Below are 17,408 nucleotides of genomic sequence, written 5' to 3' on the forward strand. Positions count from 1 at the left end.
ATATGGAACTTAAGATCAATAGAAATGCCCTTATAAACACAGAGAACGAAAGTAAAAATTTCTCCATGTTAATAGTTGACGATGAGGAATCGAATCTGAGAGTTCTCAGAAGAATCTTTGAAGACAACTTCACCCTTTATGAAGCAAAAAATGGTAAGATAGCACTTGAAATTATAAAAAATCTAAAAAGAAATGAAACTATTCATGTCATAATTACCGATCAAAGAATGCCTGTTTTGAATGGAGTCGAATTGCTGGCAGACTCGATTCAGTATCTACCTAAATCCATACGAATTATCTTAACAGCCTATACCGATATAGAGGCTGTTATTGATGCAATAAATAAAGGGCAGGTTTATAAATTCATTTCCAAGCCTTACGACCCGGCAGATTTAAGAATCACTGTTTTTAGAGCGATGGAGGCCTTAGAGCTGGAACTTAAGAATAATGAATTAGAGAAAATTAATAAATCTAAAGACAAAATCTTCGCCATCATCAGCCATGATTTACGTTCTCCGATAGGTTCCATCAAAAACTTGATAACTTTGCTACAGACGGAAGATGTTTCGAAGGAAGAATTTATCCACCTTTCAGGAAAGCTAAAAAATAGTATAGAATCTATACATTTTACACTGGAAAATTTATTACAGTGGGCTCAGTCTCAAATGAAAGGTATAACAACGATAAAGAAACCTTTCTTTTTAAATCCTATTATTTTAAAAGTTTTTGATTTTTTTAAAGAAACAGCCAGGGTAAAAAATATCAAGATAAGCATAGAGGTTAATGAAAGTATACAAATTTTAGCTGATGAAGAACAAATCAGACTTGTTCTTCGAAACTTATTAAGTAACTCAATCAAATTCACCGATCATGATGGCTCTATCCGGGTCAGTGCAACTACAAACAATCATTCTTGCATGATAACCATATTAGATAGTGGAATTGGAATCTCTCAAACTGAAATTTCAGAAATACTGGAAGGTAAGTACGTAAGCAATTATGGTACAGATGGAGAAAAAGGTACCGGCTTAGGATTAGTACTATGTAAAGAATTTATAACTTATAATGGTGGTAGTTTAAGCATTGAAAGTACACCGGGTCAGGGTTCTTCTTTTTGTGTTACATTACCTCTAACAAATACTCCGGAAAGTCTGTAGAGGTCCATCAACTTAGAAGAAAGGATGTAGCAAATTAAGGAAAATAATATGTCATTGAATATAAACAAAGATGCACTTGAAAAATTCAATTATCAAAATCTAAAGAAAAAATACACCATCTTAATTGTAGATGATGAAGAGTCCAATTTAAGAGCACTTAGAAAATGTTTAGACAGCAGTTACAATTTATTAGAAGCATCAGATGGCCAGGAAGCTTTAGAACTACTCCTCAAATTACCAAATCCGAATATTATTCAATTAATTATTACAGATCAAAGGATGCCACATTTAAATGGTATCCAATTTTTAGAGAAATCAATCTCCCTTATCCCTTTTGCAATTAGAATTATACTTACCGCTCATATCGATCAGGACGATATAATTGATGCCATTAATAAGGGAAATATCTACAAATTTATTATAAAACCATTTGAACCCAATGAAATAAAACTTACAATAAAACGGTCTCTAGAAGCCTATGAACTTCACAACCATAATCTACTTTTAAAAGAAGAACTTAGTGAAAAAGAAAACCATCTTAAAGAAGAAATAGATAAAAGAAAAAAAGTTGAACTTGAAAAACAAATACAAGAACAGCTTCTAATTCAAAAAACCCAGATTGCAGAGCAAGCTGAAATTCTAAAACATCTAAACTCTACTTTAAATGATACCTTAAAACAAATACGCTTTGATTTAAACTTTGCCAAGAGAATACAGGAAAAACTACTTCCTTTGAACTTTCAAATTATTCAAGATTTGAAATTTACCTTTCAGTATATCCCTATTGAAGAGGTAGGTGGAGATATTTTTGATATTATCGAATTACCATCAGGAATAATACGAATTTTTCTTGCTGATGCAACCGGACACGGAGTTCAAGCAGCTTTAATCACCATGCTCATTAAAAGTGAATACGAAGTTTTAAAGTCTTCCCAAACCTCAACTGCCAATGTATTAGACAAACTTAATAAACTATTTCTAAGTAAATACTATTCCCTCGGAACTTTCTTCAGTTGCATTATCTGTGATGTTGACTTAAAAAATGGACATTTTACTTACTCCTCAGCCGGACATCCTTTTCAGGTAATGATTAGTAAAACAGAAGGCATTACCAAATTAAATAAAACCGGTCGAGCCATCGGGTTAAAAAAGAATACTGAATTTATTGAAAATCAAATGCCATTTCGCCCCGGAGACAAATTATTATTATATACAGATGGAATTTTTGAAGAATTTAATGATAGTGGAGAACAATTCGGAGAAGAGCAGATTTTAAATCTAATTAAACAATATCAAAATTTAAGTGCCCAATTTATAGGAAATATCATTCTAAAGTCTCTCTATGATTTCTTAAGTAGTTCTTCAACAAGGGATGATATAACTTTTATCGGAGTGGAATGGAAAGAAGAAATTAAATAATCAGAAGTATATACACTAAAAAATTAGAATCTTTCTTGATTTCTAAGAGTAGTACCAAAGCCTTAGCTCAGGATTCCAAATTGAACACTTATTTTGCAAAAATTCCATTCGGCTTGCAGGGCTTGTTAATACTCCTTCTTCTTTTTTTCTTAAACACCTGTTCTTATTCTTCTGAAGATTTTTACCGAATCCAGTATTTAGAAGTTGCAAGTGATTTTCAGACAGATACTCAAAATCTTAAAATCCCGGAGAATTTCTCAAAGAAACTCAAGCTTTCAGATACCGAACTTGAATTTGTAGAACTTCGCTTTCCTATTCCCCAAAATTTATTACTCAAAGGAAAAAATCTCGCTATAAATGCCGGGAGAATTTCAGATGTTTCTCGTTTTTATTTGAATGGTTATGAGTTGGGAGGTTTCGGAAATATTGAACCCTATAGACCGGGAGCTATGCGCCTTTTCCTGCGAATTCTTCCTGATTCTTATTTAAAATATGGTGAAACAAATTACATTACGGTAAGACTATATTCTATTCCCGGCAAATTCCCTATTAGAGCCTTTGATGCATTCAAACTCGGAACATCTGATGTAATTTTATTAGATTTTTTCATCAATGAGTTAATCCTAATCTCATTCATTCTACTATATTTAATAGCTGCGACTTATCACATTTTTTTATACTTCAGAAGGAGGAAAGACATTTATCATATTTTCCTGGCTTTATTTATTTTAGTTTTCTCTTCCTATATTTTCCTTGCTGATAGTCAATTAAGAGATTCTATTTTTGGTAATGCAATATTTCTTCATAGAAAATTAGAATTCATTAGTCTCTTTCTAATTACCCCCTGCTTTTTATTATTTTTAGGAAAATACTTTCGAGATAGAGTTGGAAAAACTGAGATAATTGTTTTTCTTGTATCCTTTTCATTTTGTATCCCTGTAATTTTTGGTGATATTACCCTGGTTAATACCAGTCTTTTTGCCTGGCAAGTCTCCTTTCTTTTATTTTTACCATTTTTAGTTTTTTACGTTTATCATTATGTTGTAAAAAAAACCCGGGAAGGTTTGTATCTAGGACTCGGTCTTTTAAGTATGGTAATAGCTGCTATTAATGATATTTTAGTTTCTTTGAATGTTATCAACAGTATCAGGATTACAAGTTACAGCCTTTCTCTATTTGTATTCGGACTCATAGGCCTATTAGCCAATCATTTCGTGGATACCCTGAATCGTTCCGAAGAACTACTCTCAAAAGTATCCAGATTAAATCTTGAATTGATAAAAAAAAACATACATCCTCACTTTCTAATGAATTCAATTCAAACTGCTATTACTCTCGTAGAAGAAGATCCTAAAAAAGCTAACACTCTACTCTATAACCTTGTTGATGAATTACGTGAAACCATAAGAGTTTCCGAATCTCGTTTATCATCCTTAAAAAGTGAAATTGAAATCTGTAAAAACCATTTAAGTATTATGAGTTACAGAAAAGAAAAAGAATTTAAGTTTAAACTCAATGGAAAACCTGAACACATCCAAATCCCTCCTCTTAGCCTATTAACTCTTATTGAAAATGGATTAAGTCATGGATATGCAACGAAAGATAGTGGTTTATTTATTCTTTTTATATATAATGATAAAACGAAGGTAAAATTAGAACTCTTTAATGATAGTGAAGAAATAAGCAAACCTACAAAGCAAAAAAGTACAGGTACCGGTTTTAAATATGTTGAAGCAAGATTCCAGGAAGCTTTTGGAAACAATTGGAGAATTGAAAAGGGAAAAGTAAAGGGAGGTTACAGAGTCATCCTGGAGTTTCCATTTTTTGAACCGAAGGTCAATAAACAGGAATAAAAGACTTTTCAAAAATTAGAATACAGAAGATAATTGGATCTAAGTCAATAGAAATATCTTTTCTCGGTTGTAATATCCGATAAAAGTCATTTCTAAATTTTGAGATAAGCATAACTTATATAGGAATTGAGAATACACATGAATAACAAGAAACTAATATTACTTTTTACAGGAGTTGTTACAGCATTACTTCTAATTGTCTTTTTCATAATGGATTGGAACAAATCACCCAAGGGTCAAAATAAGAATTCTAAGAACAACAAAGTAATGTCAAAAAATTCAGACCCTACCCTTGGAGGAGGAAGTAATGGTAGTAAATCGAAGGATCCTTTTGGTGGTCCACCGGGATTCGGAGATGATGGGGTAACACCTGCATTCTTACTTCAACAATATCAGGAATGGGCCAAATATCCTCCAAATTCTCGACCCATAGATAATAATAACCATGACCTTATTAGACCCTATGAAATTGATCTCGATGCAGTAACTATGTTTGATACACCAACATCTAAAAAACCTAATGGTTATCGTTGCCATTTTCAACCAAAAACCTGGGCGATTGTTGGAATGGAAAATGATATAGTTATAACATTGGAATGTAGAGATAGCAGCAATAAAGCTATTCCAATTCGAATTGACAATCATGCCATGTATCACTACAAAGAGTGGGATGGAACAAAAACACAGGCTCACAATGCAGATTATACAGATAATGGTACAGGAGCTGATTTAATGGCAAATGACAATATCTATACGTTTACCTGGAGACCGATGAGCAATCACTGGGGCCAAATGTTTTTAGAAGTTGATATTACTTATTCTCCGGAAGATAAAAAAGCCCACATAGTTGCAGCTTTTTTTTCATCACCAAGAAAGCCAGCTGAATTTACCAATTATTTTAGAGAAGTAATAGAAGATGGTTCCCTGGTTATTTATGCCGGAATTTCTGTATATACAAGCGGAAGCTATAATATTCAAGCGAATTTGAAAGACGTAAATGGAAACTATATCGCTTATGCTACAGAAGATGTGAAATTAAGTACAGGTTCTCAGGAAGTTAGACTACTCTTCTATGGCAAAATATTACGCGATGCTGAAGCCAGAAGTCCTTATACTCTTACCAGCCTGAGAGGCTACAGAGAAAATTTACCTTTTGATCCGGAATTATTTGGTGATCCAAGCCCAAAAGCTTTGAAAATAATTCAATCAGCAAAAACAACCGAACCGGACAAAGAAATAATCCCTATCTTTAAAGAAGAACATAAAACGAAAGAATATAGCCTCGATGAATTTTCTGATAAAGAATGGCAAAGTCCGGAAAAAGACAGGCGTATACAAGAATTAAAAAGTATAGAACCCACAAGTCCTCCGGAAATAAAATCCGAATAAAATAATCTTATTTATCTATACTGTAATAAGAACTTATGCCTTCCTGAAAATATAAAGGAAGCATAAGTCTCGGACAGTTCAAATGAAAAGAAGAACGAAATGTATAGAGATAAGGTTTTGTAAAAAATAAGCGAATGAACACCCGAATATAAATTGGTGACCGGGATAATAAATCAATTTTCTCATAGTTTGAATTCAACTTAACTTCCATTTCACATCTATTTTCTAAGTCAAACTTAATTTGTTTTTTAGAAAGGATGTCTGAGTTATTTTTTCTATCTTGCAGTATTTTTGAATATACTAATTTTCCATTTTTATCCTCTACAATAATTGTATAAAATGCTGACTCTTTACCTTTTCCTTCAAAACCTCCCAAATAAACTCTTTCACCGGAAGAAGCCATAAATCGATGTATTTCCCAGGCCTTAGAAAATTGATAAACTTCCCGGTTCATTAAAAGATGCTCCAAACCACCCCTGCCCTTTAACTCTACTTTCTTATTTCCCATAATATAACTCAACTTTGCAGTACCGAAAGATACCAGCGTGTCTGACTTTATAAACCCTCCTGTTTTCAAATAATGCCTACCGGCAGAAAGTTTTCTTCCCCTATTATTCGCCGAAAGTTCCAGTTGCAACTTAATTTCTTGTAAATTAAGAAAAACCTTATATTTTCCACGACGATACTTCATTCCACTTTTACCGCTTTTAAAGTAAAAATGTTTCTTATCTACCACAAGACCCTGCTGAGTACTCATTTCCGTAAAAAACTTTGGCTTTGAATCTGTATACTGTACTACCATAAGACCATGATTCAGATTTCCGGGACCAAGATGACTTACACCAAATACAATTTGAAAAAACTGTCTATCTGAATAAAAATGAAAACTCCAGGCCTGTAAATATCCTTCAGTACTGTATGGTGAAAAATAAGCATCACGAACAGAACTTTTAGAAAACTCTGAATCTGCTTTCAGAAGAAAAAAAGGTAGAAAGGTGAATAAAAATATACCAATAATCTGTTGTTTTAAATATTTCAACATGATTGCAGTTTCCTATTACTTCTTCTCGATCTTCTTTACAAATTGCTTCCACCATTTTTCAAATATATTCTCTTTTTCTAAAAAAACCAATTGACCGAACTTCGGAGTTAAAAGCTCAATACCATATTTTTCTGTATACTTCTCAGATTCTTCGATAGGTTCATACCAATCATGTAAAGCTAGTTCAAACATAGCCCAGTGAATCGGCACCATTTTCTTTCCCTTTAAATCTAAAACTGCCTGAGAGGTTTCTTCCGGCATTAAATGCACTTCCTTCCACATCTCGTTATATTGCCCATTTTCAATAAACACAAGTTCAAAAGGACCATATTTATCTCCAATTTCTTTAAAGTGAATATCATAACCTGAATCACCACTAAAGTAGAGATTTTGTTTAGGAGTTTTTAATACATAAGATGCCCACAAAGTCTGCCCTCCATCCATCCCGCTTCTCCCGGAAAAGTGCTGAGCCGGTGTACAGACAAGTTCAATATTCTTGAATGTTGTAGACTCCCACCAATCTAATTCTTGCATCCTGTCTTCCGGTATGCCCCAACTTTTAAGATGCGAGCTAACTCCCAAAGGAGTTATAAACCTTGTTTTCTTGGTTTGAAAATGTTGTATGGTTTCCATATCAAGGTGATCATAATGATCATGGGAAATGATAACATAATCAATTTCCGGTAAGTCCTTAATAGATAGAACCGGGGCCTGGAAACGTTTCACCATAAAAGAAAAGGGAGAAGCTGAACCAGATAAAACAGGATCAAAAAGAATAATCGTATTTTCGTAATTTACTAATATACTGGAATGTCCAAGCCAGATAAATTTAATACTTTCTGTAGGTTTTAAAAATTCTTCTATATCTGGAGGCTTTATCTCAGGAAGCTTTTGTTCGGGAACTCTGTCTCCTGAACCAAAAAAGAATTTCCAGGAAGTTGACCAGAGACTTGTTTTCTTTCTCATCTCTTCGAGTATATTGGATTTACGATTTACAAACTTCTTCTTCTCTTTATCATACTGAGGAGAGCTTTGGATTTTTTCTAAATGCTTCCCCTCCGGATCACTACCAAAGGAAGAGCAGGATGTTGCAGCGAATAAGACTCCAAAAAATAAAATACTTATAGAACTAAACATATTTTAAACCTGTTGAAAGGTATAAATTTTTCAAGCTTTAAATCCCATCCGTATTTAATACAGATGGGACTATTTTCTAATCGAGGATAGAAGGAAGTTCAAATCCTTCCGGCGTTTCTTCACAGGCCCCCGAATACAAATCACTCAAAGAAATAACAGCGTGAACCGGATGGCTTAAATTTCCCTGGCTCAGCAGTTCATCCCTTTCCTGCTTAATTCCATCCACATGAATCCAGCTATCCATTCTGGAAGAATTGCCCTCTATAATTTCAGCAGTCACAAGATACTCATAATTTCCAAAACGTTTTAAATATACTCTAAAGCTTTCATCAGACATATTCACCAGTTCCTCCCGAAATAAATAGGATGAGTTTGATTTCGTCTTTACCGCTTGCATGGCATAAAAACGGTTCAGAACCCTCAGTATATCTAAAAATTCTTTTTTCCGAAAACGCAATTCTTTCCAATCCTCACTCTGCCAATCATTCACTATCGTATTTGATTTTACCTTTGTTTTCATTTTTGCTCCTATACTATAATAGGTTTCAAAAGCGCAGAAATGACTTTTTGTAAGTGGATATTTTACCTAATAATCTCCTTTTTTTTAAATTCCGAGATATTTTTTGTAGACTATCTTTAATTTCTTAGTTGGAAAATAATATCCAGAAGTGCTTCATCCGATGCACCCGCAGTTGAAAGATGATTTAGTGTATAGAAAGTTTTACAACTTTTTACTGCTCTTTTTTCACTTACATCCAGGCCTTTCCAGCAGGCATTAAGAGAAAGATAATAATCAGCCAGACCATCTCCTACCTGGTAGCGTTCCCAGTTCATTTCAGATAAATAAGGATCTCGTTTATAAGAAAAATTTGGATCTTTTTTAGCAGCATTCAAACCTTCTTCAAATGCAGGTTGAAGTTTATCATAATGTAGATACTTTACATTTTTTCCGAATAATCGACAGGCTGTATAATTATATTCAAAGCTACGTTTTTCTCCACATGAAAGAAGTCTATCTCTCTTACCTCCACTAAATTTGTAGCGAACACCCGAAGCTGCAAAATCTGCCTTTAACCAGCCCTCTTTTTTTAGAGGTATATTATTAACAACATACAGGGGAACATTATTTTCCATTGGAGCCGCCGGACTTAAATCCATCCAGGTTGGATTGGTTTTACCCGGTTCATAGTCTTCATACAAAGGCATAACCATATTCAAACCAAAACCGAGACTCTTCACAAATTGCTCCTGTGTTTCCTTATCTTTGGATACATACGCACCTCTTACAACAAATGTAGCAAGGGCCCCCTGCACTACTCCTGTAGCAGAGTATATTTCAGAAAGTGCTTCACAGGTATTCTCTCCCATTAAAGATGTTTTTTGCATACATCTGCGGGCAAGATTAAAAGCAACTGCTCCTCCCTTTGAATGACCGATATAAGCACAGCGCTTGGAAAATGTCTCCGGCATCCCGGGTCGCAGAGGAGTACAGACTACATCCCGTATAAACTTTTCAGTTCTTTCAGTCATCTCTAATATAGTGGTTTTGTTAGATTCCTGAAAAGCCACAATCACTTCTCCGCAGGCTGTATCCAGGAGCTTATCTATACTGCCAAGCCCGTAATATGTATGAACAAAATAATCAAAAGTGATATTCTTAAACTTTAACATAGCTACCTCCATACCATAACCATGTTGTAAGTAGCAGGTTCTAACAGAAGGAATCAGCTTGTTTTCTAATTTATCCTTACGATAAATTTTATAGTAAACATTTTCCGTGATTTTCGTTTCATCAATCCTGGCCGGAATAAAGGAATTATAAGATTCCCTCTTTGATACCTTAAGTTCATCATGTTTCATCAATTGAAGCGTTTTACAAGCAGAAATTAAATTTGCTATACTAAAAATTATAATACTATAAATTATTCTCATATTAAATCCTTCTAAAAAAATGTAATATCATCTTCCTCTATTTTTTCCGGTTCATCAATATGGCCGGTTTGAACTTTATTATCTACTGTTTTTAATAATTCTTTTAACTTATCTAATTCCTCTACCGGAAACTCTTTCAATGCAGTTAAATTTAGTATATCACTTTCTCCTAATAAAGAAATTTCTTCTTTTGCTTTATTAATAGAATGTAATACATTCTGTTCCAGATCTGTAATATACTTTTCTAATTGTACAGTATTAATTGTATTATTTATGTCATTTTTAATTCCCAAACTGGTATTGCCCATCATATCCATTAAAGTTACAGTTAGTTCTATAATTAGTTTAAAAAGAGTTCGGGTCATAGATAAAAATACATCCTGTATAAGAGCAATAGTTGAATTGATATACTGTGATTCCGCATCCATAGCTTCTTTCAATCCATTTATAGAACCTTTTATATATAAATTTGTATCTTTTAGTTCTTTCTTTATTTTTTTTGCTGCCGATTCTGAAAGGCTCGCAAGACGCCGAATTTCGTTAGAGACCACTGCAAAGCCCTTCCCTTCGGTACCGGCATGAGCAGCCTCTATACTGGCATTTAATGAAATTAGCTCTATGCCATTTGCAATTTCAGTAACTTCTTCAGAAAGCTTTTGAATTTCATTAACTTTATTGAATATATTATCAAGAGTTTGAACATCTTCCAATTTTCTCTTATGGGTCAAAACCAACTCATCAATGATTTGCTGAAGAAGTTCGTGATATTTTTTCTGTATAAAGGAGATAAACTTTTCTCTATGCTCGGAATCTTTTAAAGTCATACTTTCTTCACTATTCTCTAAAGAATGATAAGACACAAAAGATAACAGGTCCTTTTCCGCAGTTTCAATCATAGAGATTATTTCTTCCAGCATCACATCTAATTTTTTTATAATGCCGGTAAAATATAATACTACAGTATCATTCGCATTTTTTAAGGAGTTTGAAATATCTTTTATTTCATATTCTGACTCTGCCAGTGCTGTTTTTATGCTGATGTAACCTGAAGCATCCCGAAGATAATGTTCTAATATGTTATGTACACCCGATTCCAAATCTTTTCTTGATTTTTTTTCATTCTCCAGATACAGTTCTATCTTTTTAAGTTTTTCTTGAAGTTCTATATTTTTCTTCTGCTCATTCGTTTTTAAAGTATAGTACAAATAAGATAGAACTATCGTAGAAATCAAGAATATACCGAATAATATATATGGTAGCAAAAGTTCCCCCCCTTACAGCGTGCCTTAAAATAGGCTTATCTATTAAAGAAAAGCAAGCTGCAAGAGCCTGTAGCTTCATTTTCAGACAGGCTCTTATAGGCAAACAAACTATACTCAGTCATTTTTTCAATGATAAAAAAGCCATTTTTATCTACTTAATAATTTATTAAGTAACTACGTTTAATCATGTTGCACAAAATAAAAAAAAATAGACAAAATCTAATTAAAAGTATAATTTGGAAATAGATAAATATATAAAGGAAGGAATGTTATGGATAAACCAAAAGGTCTATCGGGTAAGGGACTGGCAAAACAACCTGGTGGTGGAAAGAAGGGTTCATCATCCTTTCATCATGATGACAAGGGTGCGGAGTTTGCCCAGAAAAGAGAAGAAGCAAGAAGGATAGCGGCCGAAAAAGCCAAATCAAGAACCCTGGCAAAACAACAGCAAATTAGTGAAAGAATTGCAACTGCTTCTGAACAGCTTTCCAGCGGCATACAAGAAGGAAGCAGTGCTTCAGAAGAATTAATGCGTGCTATGCAGCAAATAGCTTCCGGAGCTGAAGAAGCCAGCAGTTCATCTGAAGAATCCAAAGCAACCGCTACACAAATAGAAAAAAATGCACAAATAAATTCTAATCTGGCTCAAACCACAATGGATAAGGTCAACCTGATCCAAACCCTAACAACAGCAACCAGTAACGATATTCGATCCTTAATTGAAGGTGTAAACAAAGCAGCCACAGCTGCAATTCAAACCGCCAATCTGATGCAGGATCTGGAAAAGAAATCAGAAGAAGTAGGTAATATCCTTCAATCGGTTGTTCGTATAGCCGACCAAACTAACCTTCTGGCTTTAAATGCTGCCATTGAAGCTGCAAGAGCCGGAGAGCATGGTAGGGGTTTTGCTATTGTAGCTGATGAAGTCCGCAATTTAGCAGAAACGTCAGAAAAAAGTGCCAACCAGATAAAAGATGTTGTGGCTGATATTCAAGCAGAAGTTCGTAAAGTTGTACAGGAAGTCAATAATATAGGCGCAACAGCCAAAGAAGAATCAGCAAAAGGAACTGAAATAACTAATGGTATATTAGGAATTGCAAATGCCATGGTTCAGTTTCAAAAAATTACTGATGATACAAATGTGGGTATAAATAACATACTGGAATTATCTAAAGAATATTTAAGTATTGCAGAAAATATAGCTGCCAGTGCTGAGGAAATTTCCGCCAGTGCCGAACAGTCCCGTAAAGGTACAGAACAACAGGCAAAAGCTTTTTCTGAAATGTCCTCTGCTTCAGAAGAGTTAGCTCAAACTGCTGAAGAATTAAAAAATTCCACCAATATGCAAAAATCCGCAGAAGAACTGGCATCCATGTCAGAACAACTTTCTGCCAATATTGAAGAAGCTCTTTCTGCCAGTCAAGAGCTTTCATCTGCTATTGAACAAATTCAAAAAGCAACAGAAATTCAGAGTAGAGAAACGAACAAAGGTGTAGAAGTAGGTGAAAGAATTGAAGGTTCCAACTTTCAGATTGAAAAAAATGCCAGTTCTATGCAAACCCAGGTAAAAGAAATAGCCATAAACCTGACTCAGAACAAGCTCGATGTAGATAAAATGATAAGTAACATAGGACTTGCAACCGAGAAGAACTTTGAAGCAGCTAAGAGTATAAGAACTTTAAGTGAGAAAACCCTGGCTATCGATAAAATTGTCGAAACCATCATTAATGTAACCATAAAAACTGATATGCTGGCTGTTAGTGGATCTATAGAAGCGGCCAGAGCCGGAGAACACGGAAAAGGTTTCTCTGTTGTTTCCGGAGATATTAGAAATCTTGCAACCGAATCATCCCAGAGTGCCGATCAGATTAAGGATTTGGTTCGCTCTCTTTCCTTATTAGTAGATACAAGTGCAATAAACGTTGAGACCGCAGCGAATCTATCACAGACTGAAGTAGCCAAGGCAAAAGAGTCCACCCGAAATCTCGAATTGATCGAAGCCGATATAAAAACCATCGAAAACCAGATGGGCGAAATGGTAAAAAATGCCCAGGAAGCAAAACAGGCAAACGAAGAAGCCAAGAAAGCTATCGACAATATAAGCGCTGCTGCTGAAGAAGCAGTTAAATCCATTACAGAAGCATCTTCTGCCTCAGAAGAACAGGCCAAAGGTTTACAGGAACTTTCCGAAGCCATTGAAGAAATTGCAGCTTTAGCAGACGAGTTGCAAAGTTAGGTGCCAGCTATGGAAACAGTAATGGAAAAGGAGAACCTTAAACGGAACGAAACTCAAATAGCCACGTTTTTTATAGATAAAGAGTTATTTGGCATTGGGATTCACAGGATAAAAGAAATTGTGCGTTATCCTGAAATTACAAAAGTTCCCAGGGCAGCAAAGTATTTAAAAGGACTTACTAATTTAAGAGGTAATGTTCTTCCGGTGATTGATTCAAGAATAAGGCTTGGCTTACCTGTCTCAGATATTACCGATCGTTCAAGGGTTTTGGTACTTGATATTAACAATTCTCTTGTAGGTGTTATTGTTGATAGTGTAAAGGGTGTGGCAAGTCTAGAAGATGTAAGAGTTGAAGTCCCTCCCGCGATATTATCATCAGGAGTTGATGGAAAATTTATCCAGAATGTAATTCATTCAGAAAAGAATGATACAATCATTATGGAGTTAGACATCAGTACTCTATGTGACTTTGAAGCTCAAAAAATTGAATCCCAAAAGATTTCAAAAACTATTGATACAGCGGAAACTTCAAAAAAAGTAATCAGCGAAGAAAAGCAGCTTGTTACTTTTCTAATCGGTCAAGAAGAATATGGATTAATTATTCAATCCGTAAGAGAGATACTGAGAGTCAGTAGAATTACAGAAGTACCGGAAGCTCCCAAATATGTTCTCGGTGTATTATCCGTGCGAAATAAATTATTGCCCATTATTGATATTCGAAAACTTTTTTCACTTCCTTCCCTGGCTGAAAATCGGCTTGATGAAATTAGAAAAATCGAAGAATCCTATAAGACCTGGTTAAAAGCCTTTCAGTTTTCACTCGATTCGGAATCTATTTCAGCTCGCGACATCAAAAAACTTCAAACTTTGAACTGGATAGAATCGATTCGCACTTCGAGTGAAGTTATTGGAAAACTTTTGCAGAAACTACGTTTTCTTCATCAAGACCTGATCTATCATTCTGAAAAACTTCAGAAGGAAAAGCAGAGTATTGATTCAGAAAAAACCCAGAAATACTTAGCTACTTATATCATTCCAGCTTATGAAGAAACCTTAATCATTTTAAATAATCTTCAGGAAGTATTTCAGCATGAGCTAAAAGAAGATCAGAGAATTTTAGTAGCTGATATTTTTGGAGCTTCCGTTGGAGTAATGGTGGATAGAATGCAACAGGTAATTCGGGTACCTGAAAATATTATCGATCCACCTCCAAAACTTTTGAATCATGAGAAATCCGATAATTTACAGGGGATAGTAAAGCTTCAGGACGGATTAAGATTAATTTTATTATTGGATGAGAAACATCTATTCGATGAGAAGCTGTTAAAGTCAATTCAGGATCTGTCAAATACCTCTGAAGAAGAAATTTCTGATGATACAGAGAACAAAGGAGAGAAAACTTTGCAACACGATGAAGTCCAAATGGTAACCTTTAAACTCGATAAAGAAGAATTTGGTCTATACATTTCTGATGTTCGGGAAATAAATAGGTTAGAAGGGATTACCAGGGTACCAAATGCTCCATCTTTCGTAGAAGGCATCTTGAATCTTCGTGGTTCTGTAATTCCGGCCATTGATTTAAGAAAGCGATTTAATCTTGAGTCCATTCAGCATAATGAATCAACCCGTGTGATTATTGTTGATATTGAAAACAAAACCACAGGTTTAATTGTTGATTCGGTTTCCGATGTCATTCGAATCTCTAAAAATATTATTGAAGATCCACCTGAGATTCTAAGCTCAAACGTTGAAACAAGATTTATTGCCGGAGTCGGGAATCTGGATAAAGAAGGAAGGTTTATCATGATTTTGGATGTAGACAAAATTTTTGATGAGGAAGAAAAAGAAGAACTTCAAAAACAATAGGTTTATAACTCAAAGATTATGCCAGATTTACAAAAGAAGATCAAAGTTTTGGTTGTTGAAGACTCAGCCTTTATGCGAAAACAGTTAAAAACTATTTTAGAATCAGATCCGCTAATGGAAGTTCACCTTGCGAGAGATGGCGAAGATGGAGTGAATAAAGCCAGAGAACTCAAACCGGATGTGATTACTATGGATATAAATCTACCGGGAATGGATGGTTTAACTGCTATGCAACACATTTTGCATGACAACATTTGTCCCGTAATTATCGTAAGCTCCCTTTCACAGGAGGGAGCTATGATTACTTTTGAAGCTCTTGAGTTAGGAGCCTTTGATTACGTTCCTAAACCCGGAGGAACAATTTCTTTAAACATAAGAAAAGCCAAAGAGGAAATCATTTCTAAGGTAAAAGCAGCAGCAAAAGCTGGAGCTGTTAATCGTATTCGCAGAAGGATGCATCATCTTCGAGAAAGTTCTCCGGCAAACCGAGTTAGTCCTGTTAAAAAGAAAAATATTACAACTTCTTCGACAAATACGAATGTAAAAAAAGCAGTGTGTATAGGTATTTCTACCGGTGGACCGAAAACTCTATCTGAAATCATTCCTTTAATTCCGGAAAATTTTGGAGCCGCTTTATTCATTGTTCAGCATATGCCAGCCAATTTCACCACATCTTTTGCCAATCGTTTAAATGACTATTCTCAAATTCCTATTAAAGAAGCTGAAGCCGGAGATACGATTCAATTAAACCATGGTTATATAGGTAGGGGTGGATACCACTTACTTCTAAGAGAAAAACCAAATGGAGAAAAGCAAATTCGCCTTTCTCAGGAACCCGAACACTTTTTTATTCCTTCAGTAGGAATCATGATGGAGTCAGTACTTAGTGTCTTTGGTAAAAATACTATAGGTGTTCTTATGACAGGAATGGGTGATGATGGAGCAGAGGCAATGTTGCATATTAAAAAATCAGGTGGAATCACAATCGCTGAAAGTGAAGAAACTGCCGTAGTCTTCGGGATGCCCAAAGAAGCAATTGATAGAGGAGCTGTAGATATTATTGTCCCTAATTATAAGATTATCGATGAAATACTTAAAGCGGTAAAGGATCTGGATAGAAGATGAAAACAAAAGAAGAACTGCTACTCGCAATCTCAAGCTCGGAAGAATCTACCCGTTTATACGCTGTTGAAGATATTGCAGATTCCAAATATTCGGACCTGGCTATAAATTTAGTTAAACGACTGTCAATAGAAAACTCAGCAGCAGTAAAAAATAGTATTATTTCCGCTCTACAAAAATTAGACTATTCTCCTTCCTATCCGGAGCTTTTTGCTTTTTTCTCTTCCCCGGATGCATTCTTGCGAAATTCCTCTGTTAGCATTCTATCGTCTTATGGAGAAGAGGCTGCTATTTTTTTAACTTCTTACCTTGACCATTCAAATAGAGAAGTGCGAAAGTTAATTATCGACTGCCTGATGGAAATAGTGAATTATCATCCACACACTCGCTCACAAGTTCTGGATGTAATGCGGGCCTGCCTTCATGACCCCGATGTCAATGTGGTTATAACCGCAGTAGAATATATTGGCAAACTGGGAGATAAGGAAAGTTCGGATAGCCTGATAGAGCTATTTCAAAAAACAAATATTCCAATGCTCCGCTCTTCCATTCTGGATACTATTTTTATACTGGGTGATGAATTTATATTTAATAAAATGTGCGATTTACTTATTTCGAATATTGATAATTTAAAATTCCTCTTTCTACCTCAAATTCTTAGGTTTTTAGCCGGAACAAAGAGAAATGAAGAATTTACCTCACTAATTAATTCTCTTGAGAAGCCCGAAATCTATGCAGATGATATAATTAAAGCCCTCTCCTGGATCAAGAAAGAGAAACAGAATGATTACTTTTACCAGTGTTGCTTTCCTATTATAAAAAACCTTATTCCCAAATTGGAAAATAAGGAATCAAAATTTAGCTTCGCTTCTTTACTGTTAGATTCGGAAGATCCGGAAATTGTTTTTTTTCTAAACGAATGGAAAGAGAATGATTTAGAATTAAATAAATTTTTAGAGGAAAATAAACTCCTATAATTTTTTACAATCAGGA

At 34.7% G+C, this 17,408-nt stretch carries 13 protein-coding genes; 8 read left to right on the forward strand and 5 right to left on the reverse strand.

The window, feature by feature from the left end:
• Positions 1 to 2: 2 nt before the first annotated feature.
• The 4 genes from H7A25_13965 to H7A25_13980 all read left to right on the forward strand — a co-directional run bounded on the left by H7A25_13965 (position 3) and on the right by H7A25_13980 (position 5,818).
• A complete protein-coding gene (locus H7A25_13965) occupies positions 3 to 1,157 on the forward strand; it encodes a hybrid sensor histidine kinase/response regulator (GenBank protein ID MCP5501008.1) in 1,155 nt (384 codons plus the stop codon).
• Between the two features lie 48 nt (positions 1,158 to 1,205).
• On the forward strand, positions 1,206 to 2,576 hold the full coding sequence (locus H7A25_13970) for a fused response regulator/phosphatase (protein ID MCP5501009.1): 1,371 nt from the start codon (positions 1,206 to 1,208) through the stop codon (positions 2,574 to 2,576).
• Between the two features lie 80 nt (positions 2,577 to 2,656).
• Positions 2,657 to 4,429 (forward strand): histidine kinase, encoded by a 1,773-nt coding sequence (locus H7A25_13975; GenBank protein ID MCP5501010.1) that lies wholly within the window; start codon positions 2,657 to 2,659, stop codon positions 4,427 to 4,429.
• 138 nt (positions 4,430 to 4,567) lie between these two features.
• Entirely contained in the window at positions 4,568 to 5,818 is a 1,251-nt protein-coding gene (locus H7A25_13980) for a hypothetical protein (GenBank protein ID MCP5501011.1), read from the forward strand.
• Positions 5,819 to 5,825: 7 nt separating this feature from the next.
• Here H7A25_13980 and H7A25_13985 read toward each other — a convergent pair whose 3' ends face one another.
• The 5 genes from H7A25_13985 to H7A25_14005 form a co-directional block, all read right to left on the reverse strand.
• Positions 5,826 to 6,860: a hypothetical protein gene (locus H7A25_13985; GenBank protein ID MCP5501012.1), complete on the reverse strand. Its 1,035-nt coding sequence runs from the start codon at positions 6,858 to 6,860 to the stop codon at positions 5,826 to 5,828.
• A 15-nt stretch (positions 6,861 to 6,875) separates the two neighbouring features.
• On the reverse strand, positions 6,876 to 7,997 hold the full coding sequence (locus H7A25_13990) for an MBL fold metallo-hydrolase (protein MCP5501013.1): 1,122 nt from the start codon (positions 7,995 to 7,997) through the stop codon (positions 6,876 to 6,878).
• A gap of 76 nt (positions 7,998 to 8,073) precedes the next feature.
• Positions 8,074 to 8,517, reverse strand: coding sequence for a hypothetical protein (locus H7A25_13995; GenBank protein MCP5501014.1), 444 nt, complete (start codon positions 8,515 to 8,517; stop codon positions 8,074 to 8,076).
• A gap of 116 nt (positions 8,518 to 8,633) precedes the next feature.
• Complete coding sequence (locus H7A25_14000; GenBank protein ID MCP5501015.1) at positions 8,634 to 9,929, reverse strand: hypothetical protein; 1,296 nt, start codon at positions 9,927 to 9,929, stop codon at positions 8,634 to 8,636.
• A gap of 11 nt (positions 9,930 to 9,940) precedes the next feature.
• Entirely contained in the window at positions 9,941 to 11,191 is a 1,251-nt protein-coding gene (locus H7A25_14005) for a hypothetical protein (protein ID MCP5501016.1), read from the reverse strand.
• Between the two features lie 271 nt (positions 11,192 to 11,462).
• On the opposite strand from H7A25_14005, the gene H7A25_14010 reads away from it, so the two are divergent.
• Genes H7A25_14010 through H7A25_14025 form a run of 4 tightly spaced genes read left to right on the forward strand, consistent with a single transcriptional unit; the run spans position 11,463 to position 17,392 of the window.
• Entirely contained in the window at positions 11,463 to 13,427 is a 1,965-nt protein-coding gene (locus H7A25_14010; protein ID MCP5501017.1) for a methyl-accepting chemotaxis protein, read from the forward strand.
• Positions 13,428 to 13,436: 9 nt separating this feature from the next.
• The gene (locus H7A25_14015; GenBank protein ID MCP5501018.1) at positions 13,437 to 15,293 is read left to right on the forward strand and encodes a chemotaxis protein CheW; all 1,857 of its coding nucleotides are present in this window, start codon (positions 13,437 to 13,439) and stop codon (positions 15,291 to 15,293) included.
• Positions 15,294 to 15,311: 18 nt separating this feature from the next.
• Entirely contained in the window at positions 15,312 to 16,418 is a 1,107-nt protein-coding gene (locus tag H7A25_14020) for a chemotaxis response regulator protein-glutamate methylesterase (protein ID MCP5501019.1), read from the forward strand.
• Entirely contained in the window at positions 16,415 to 17,392 is a 978-nt protein-coding gene (locus H7A25_14025; protein MCP5501020.1) for a HEAT repeat domain-containing protein, read from the forward strand. The genes H7A25_14020 and H7A25_14025 overlap by 4 nt, the downstream gene beginning before the upstream one ends.
• The last annotated feature ends 16 nt before the right edge of the window (positions 17,393 to 17,408 follow it).

It is taken from the genome of Leptospiraceae bacterium, from assembly GCA_024233835.1.
In the GTDB taxonomy this organism is placed as follows: Bacteria; Spirochaetota; Leptospiria; order Leptospirales; family Leptospiraceae; genus JACKPC01.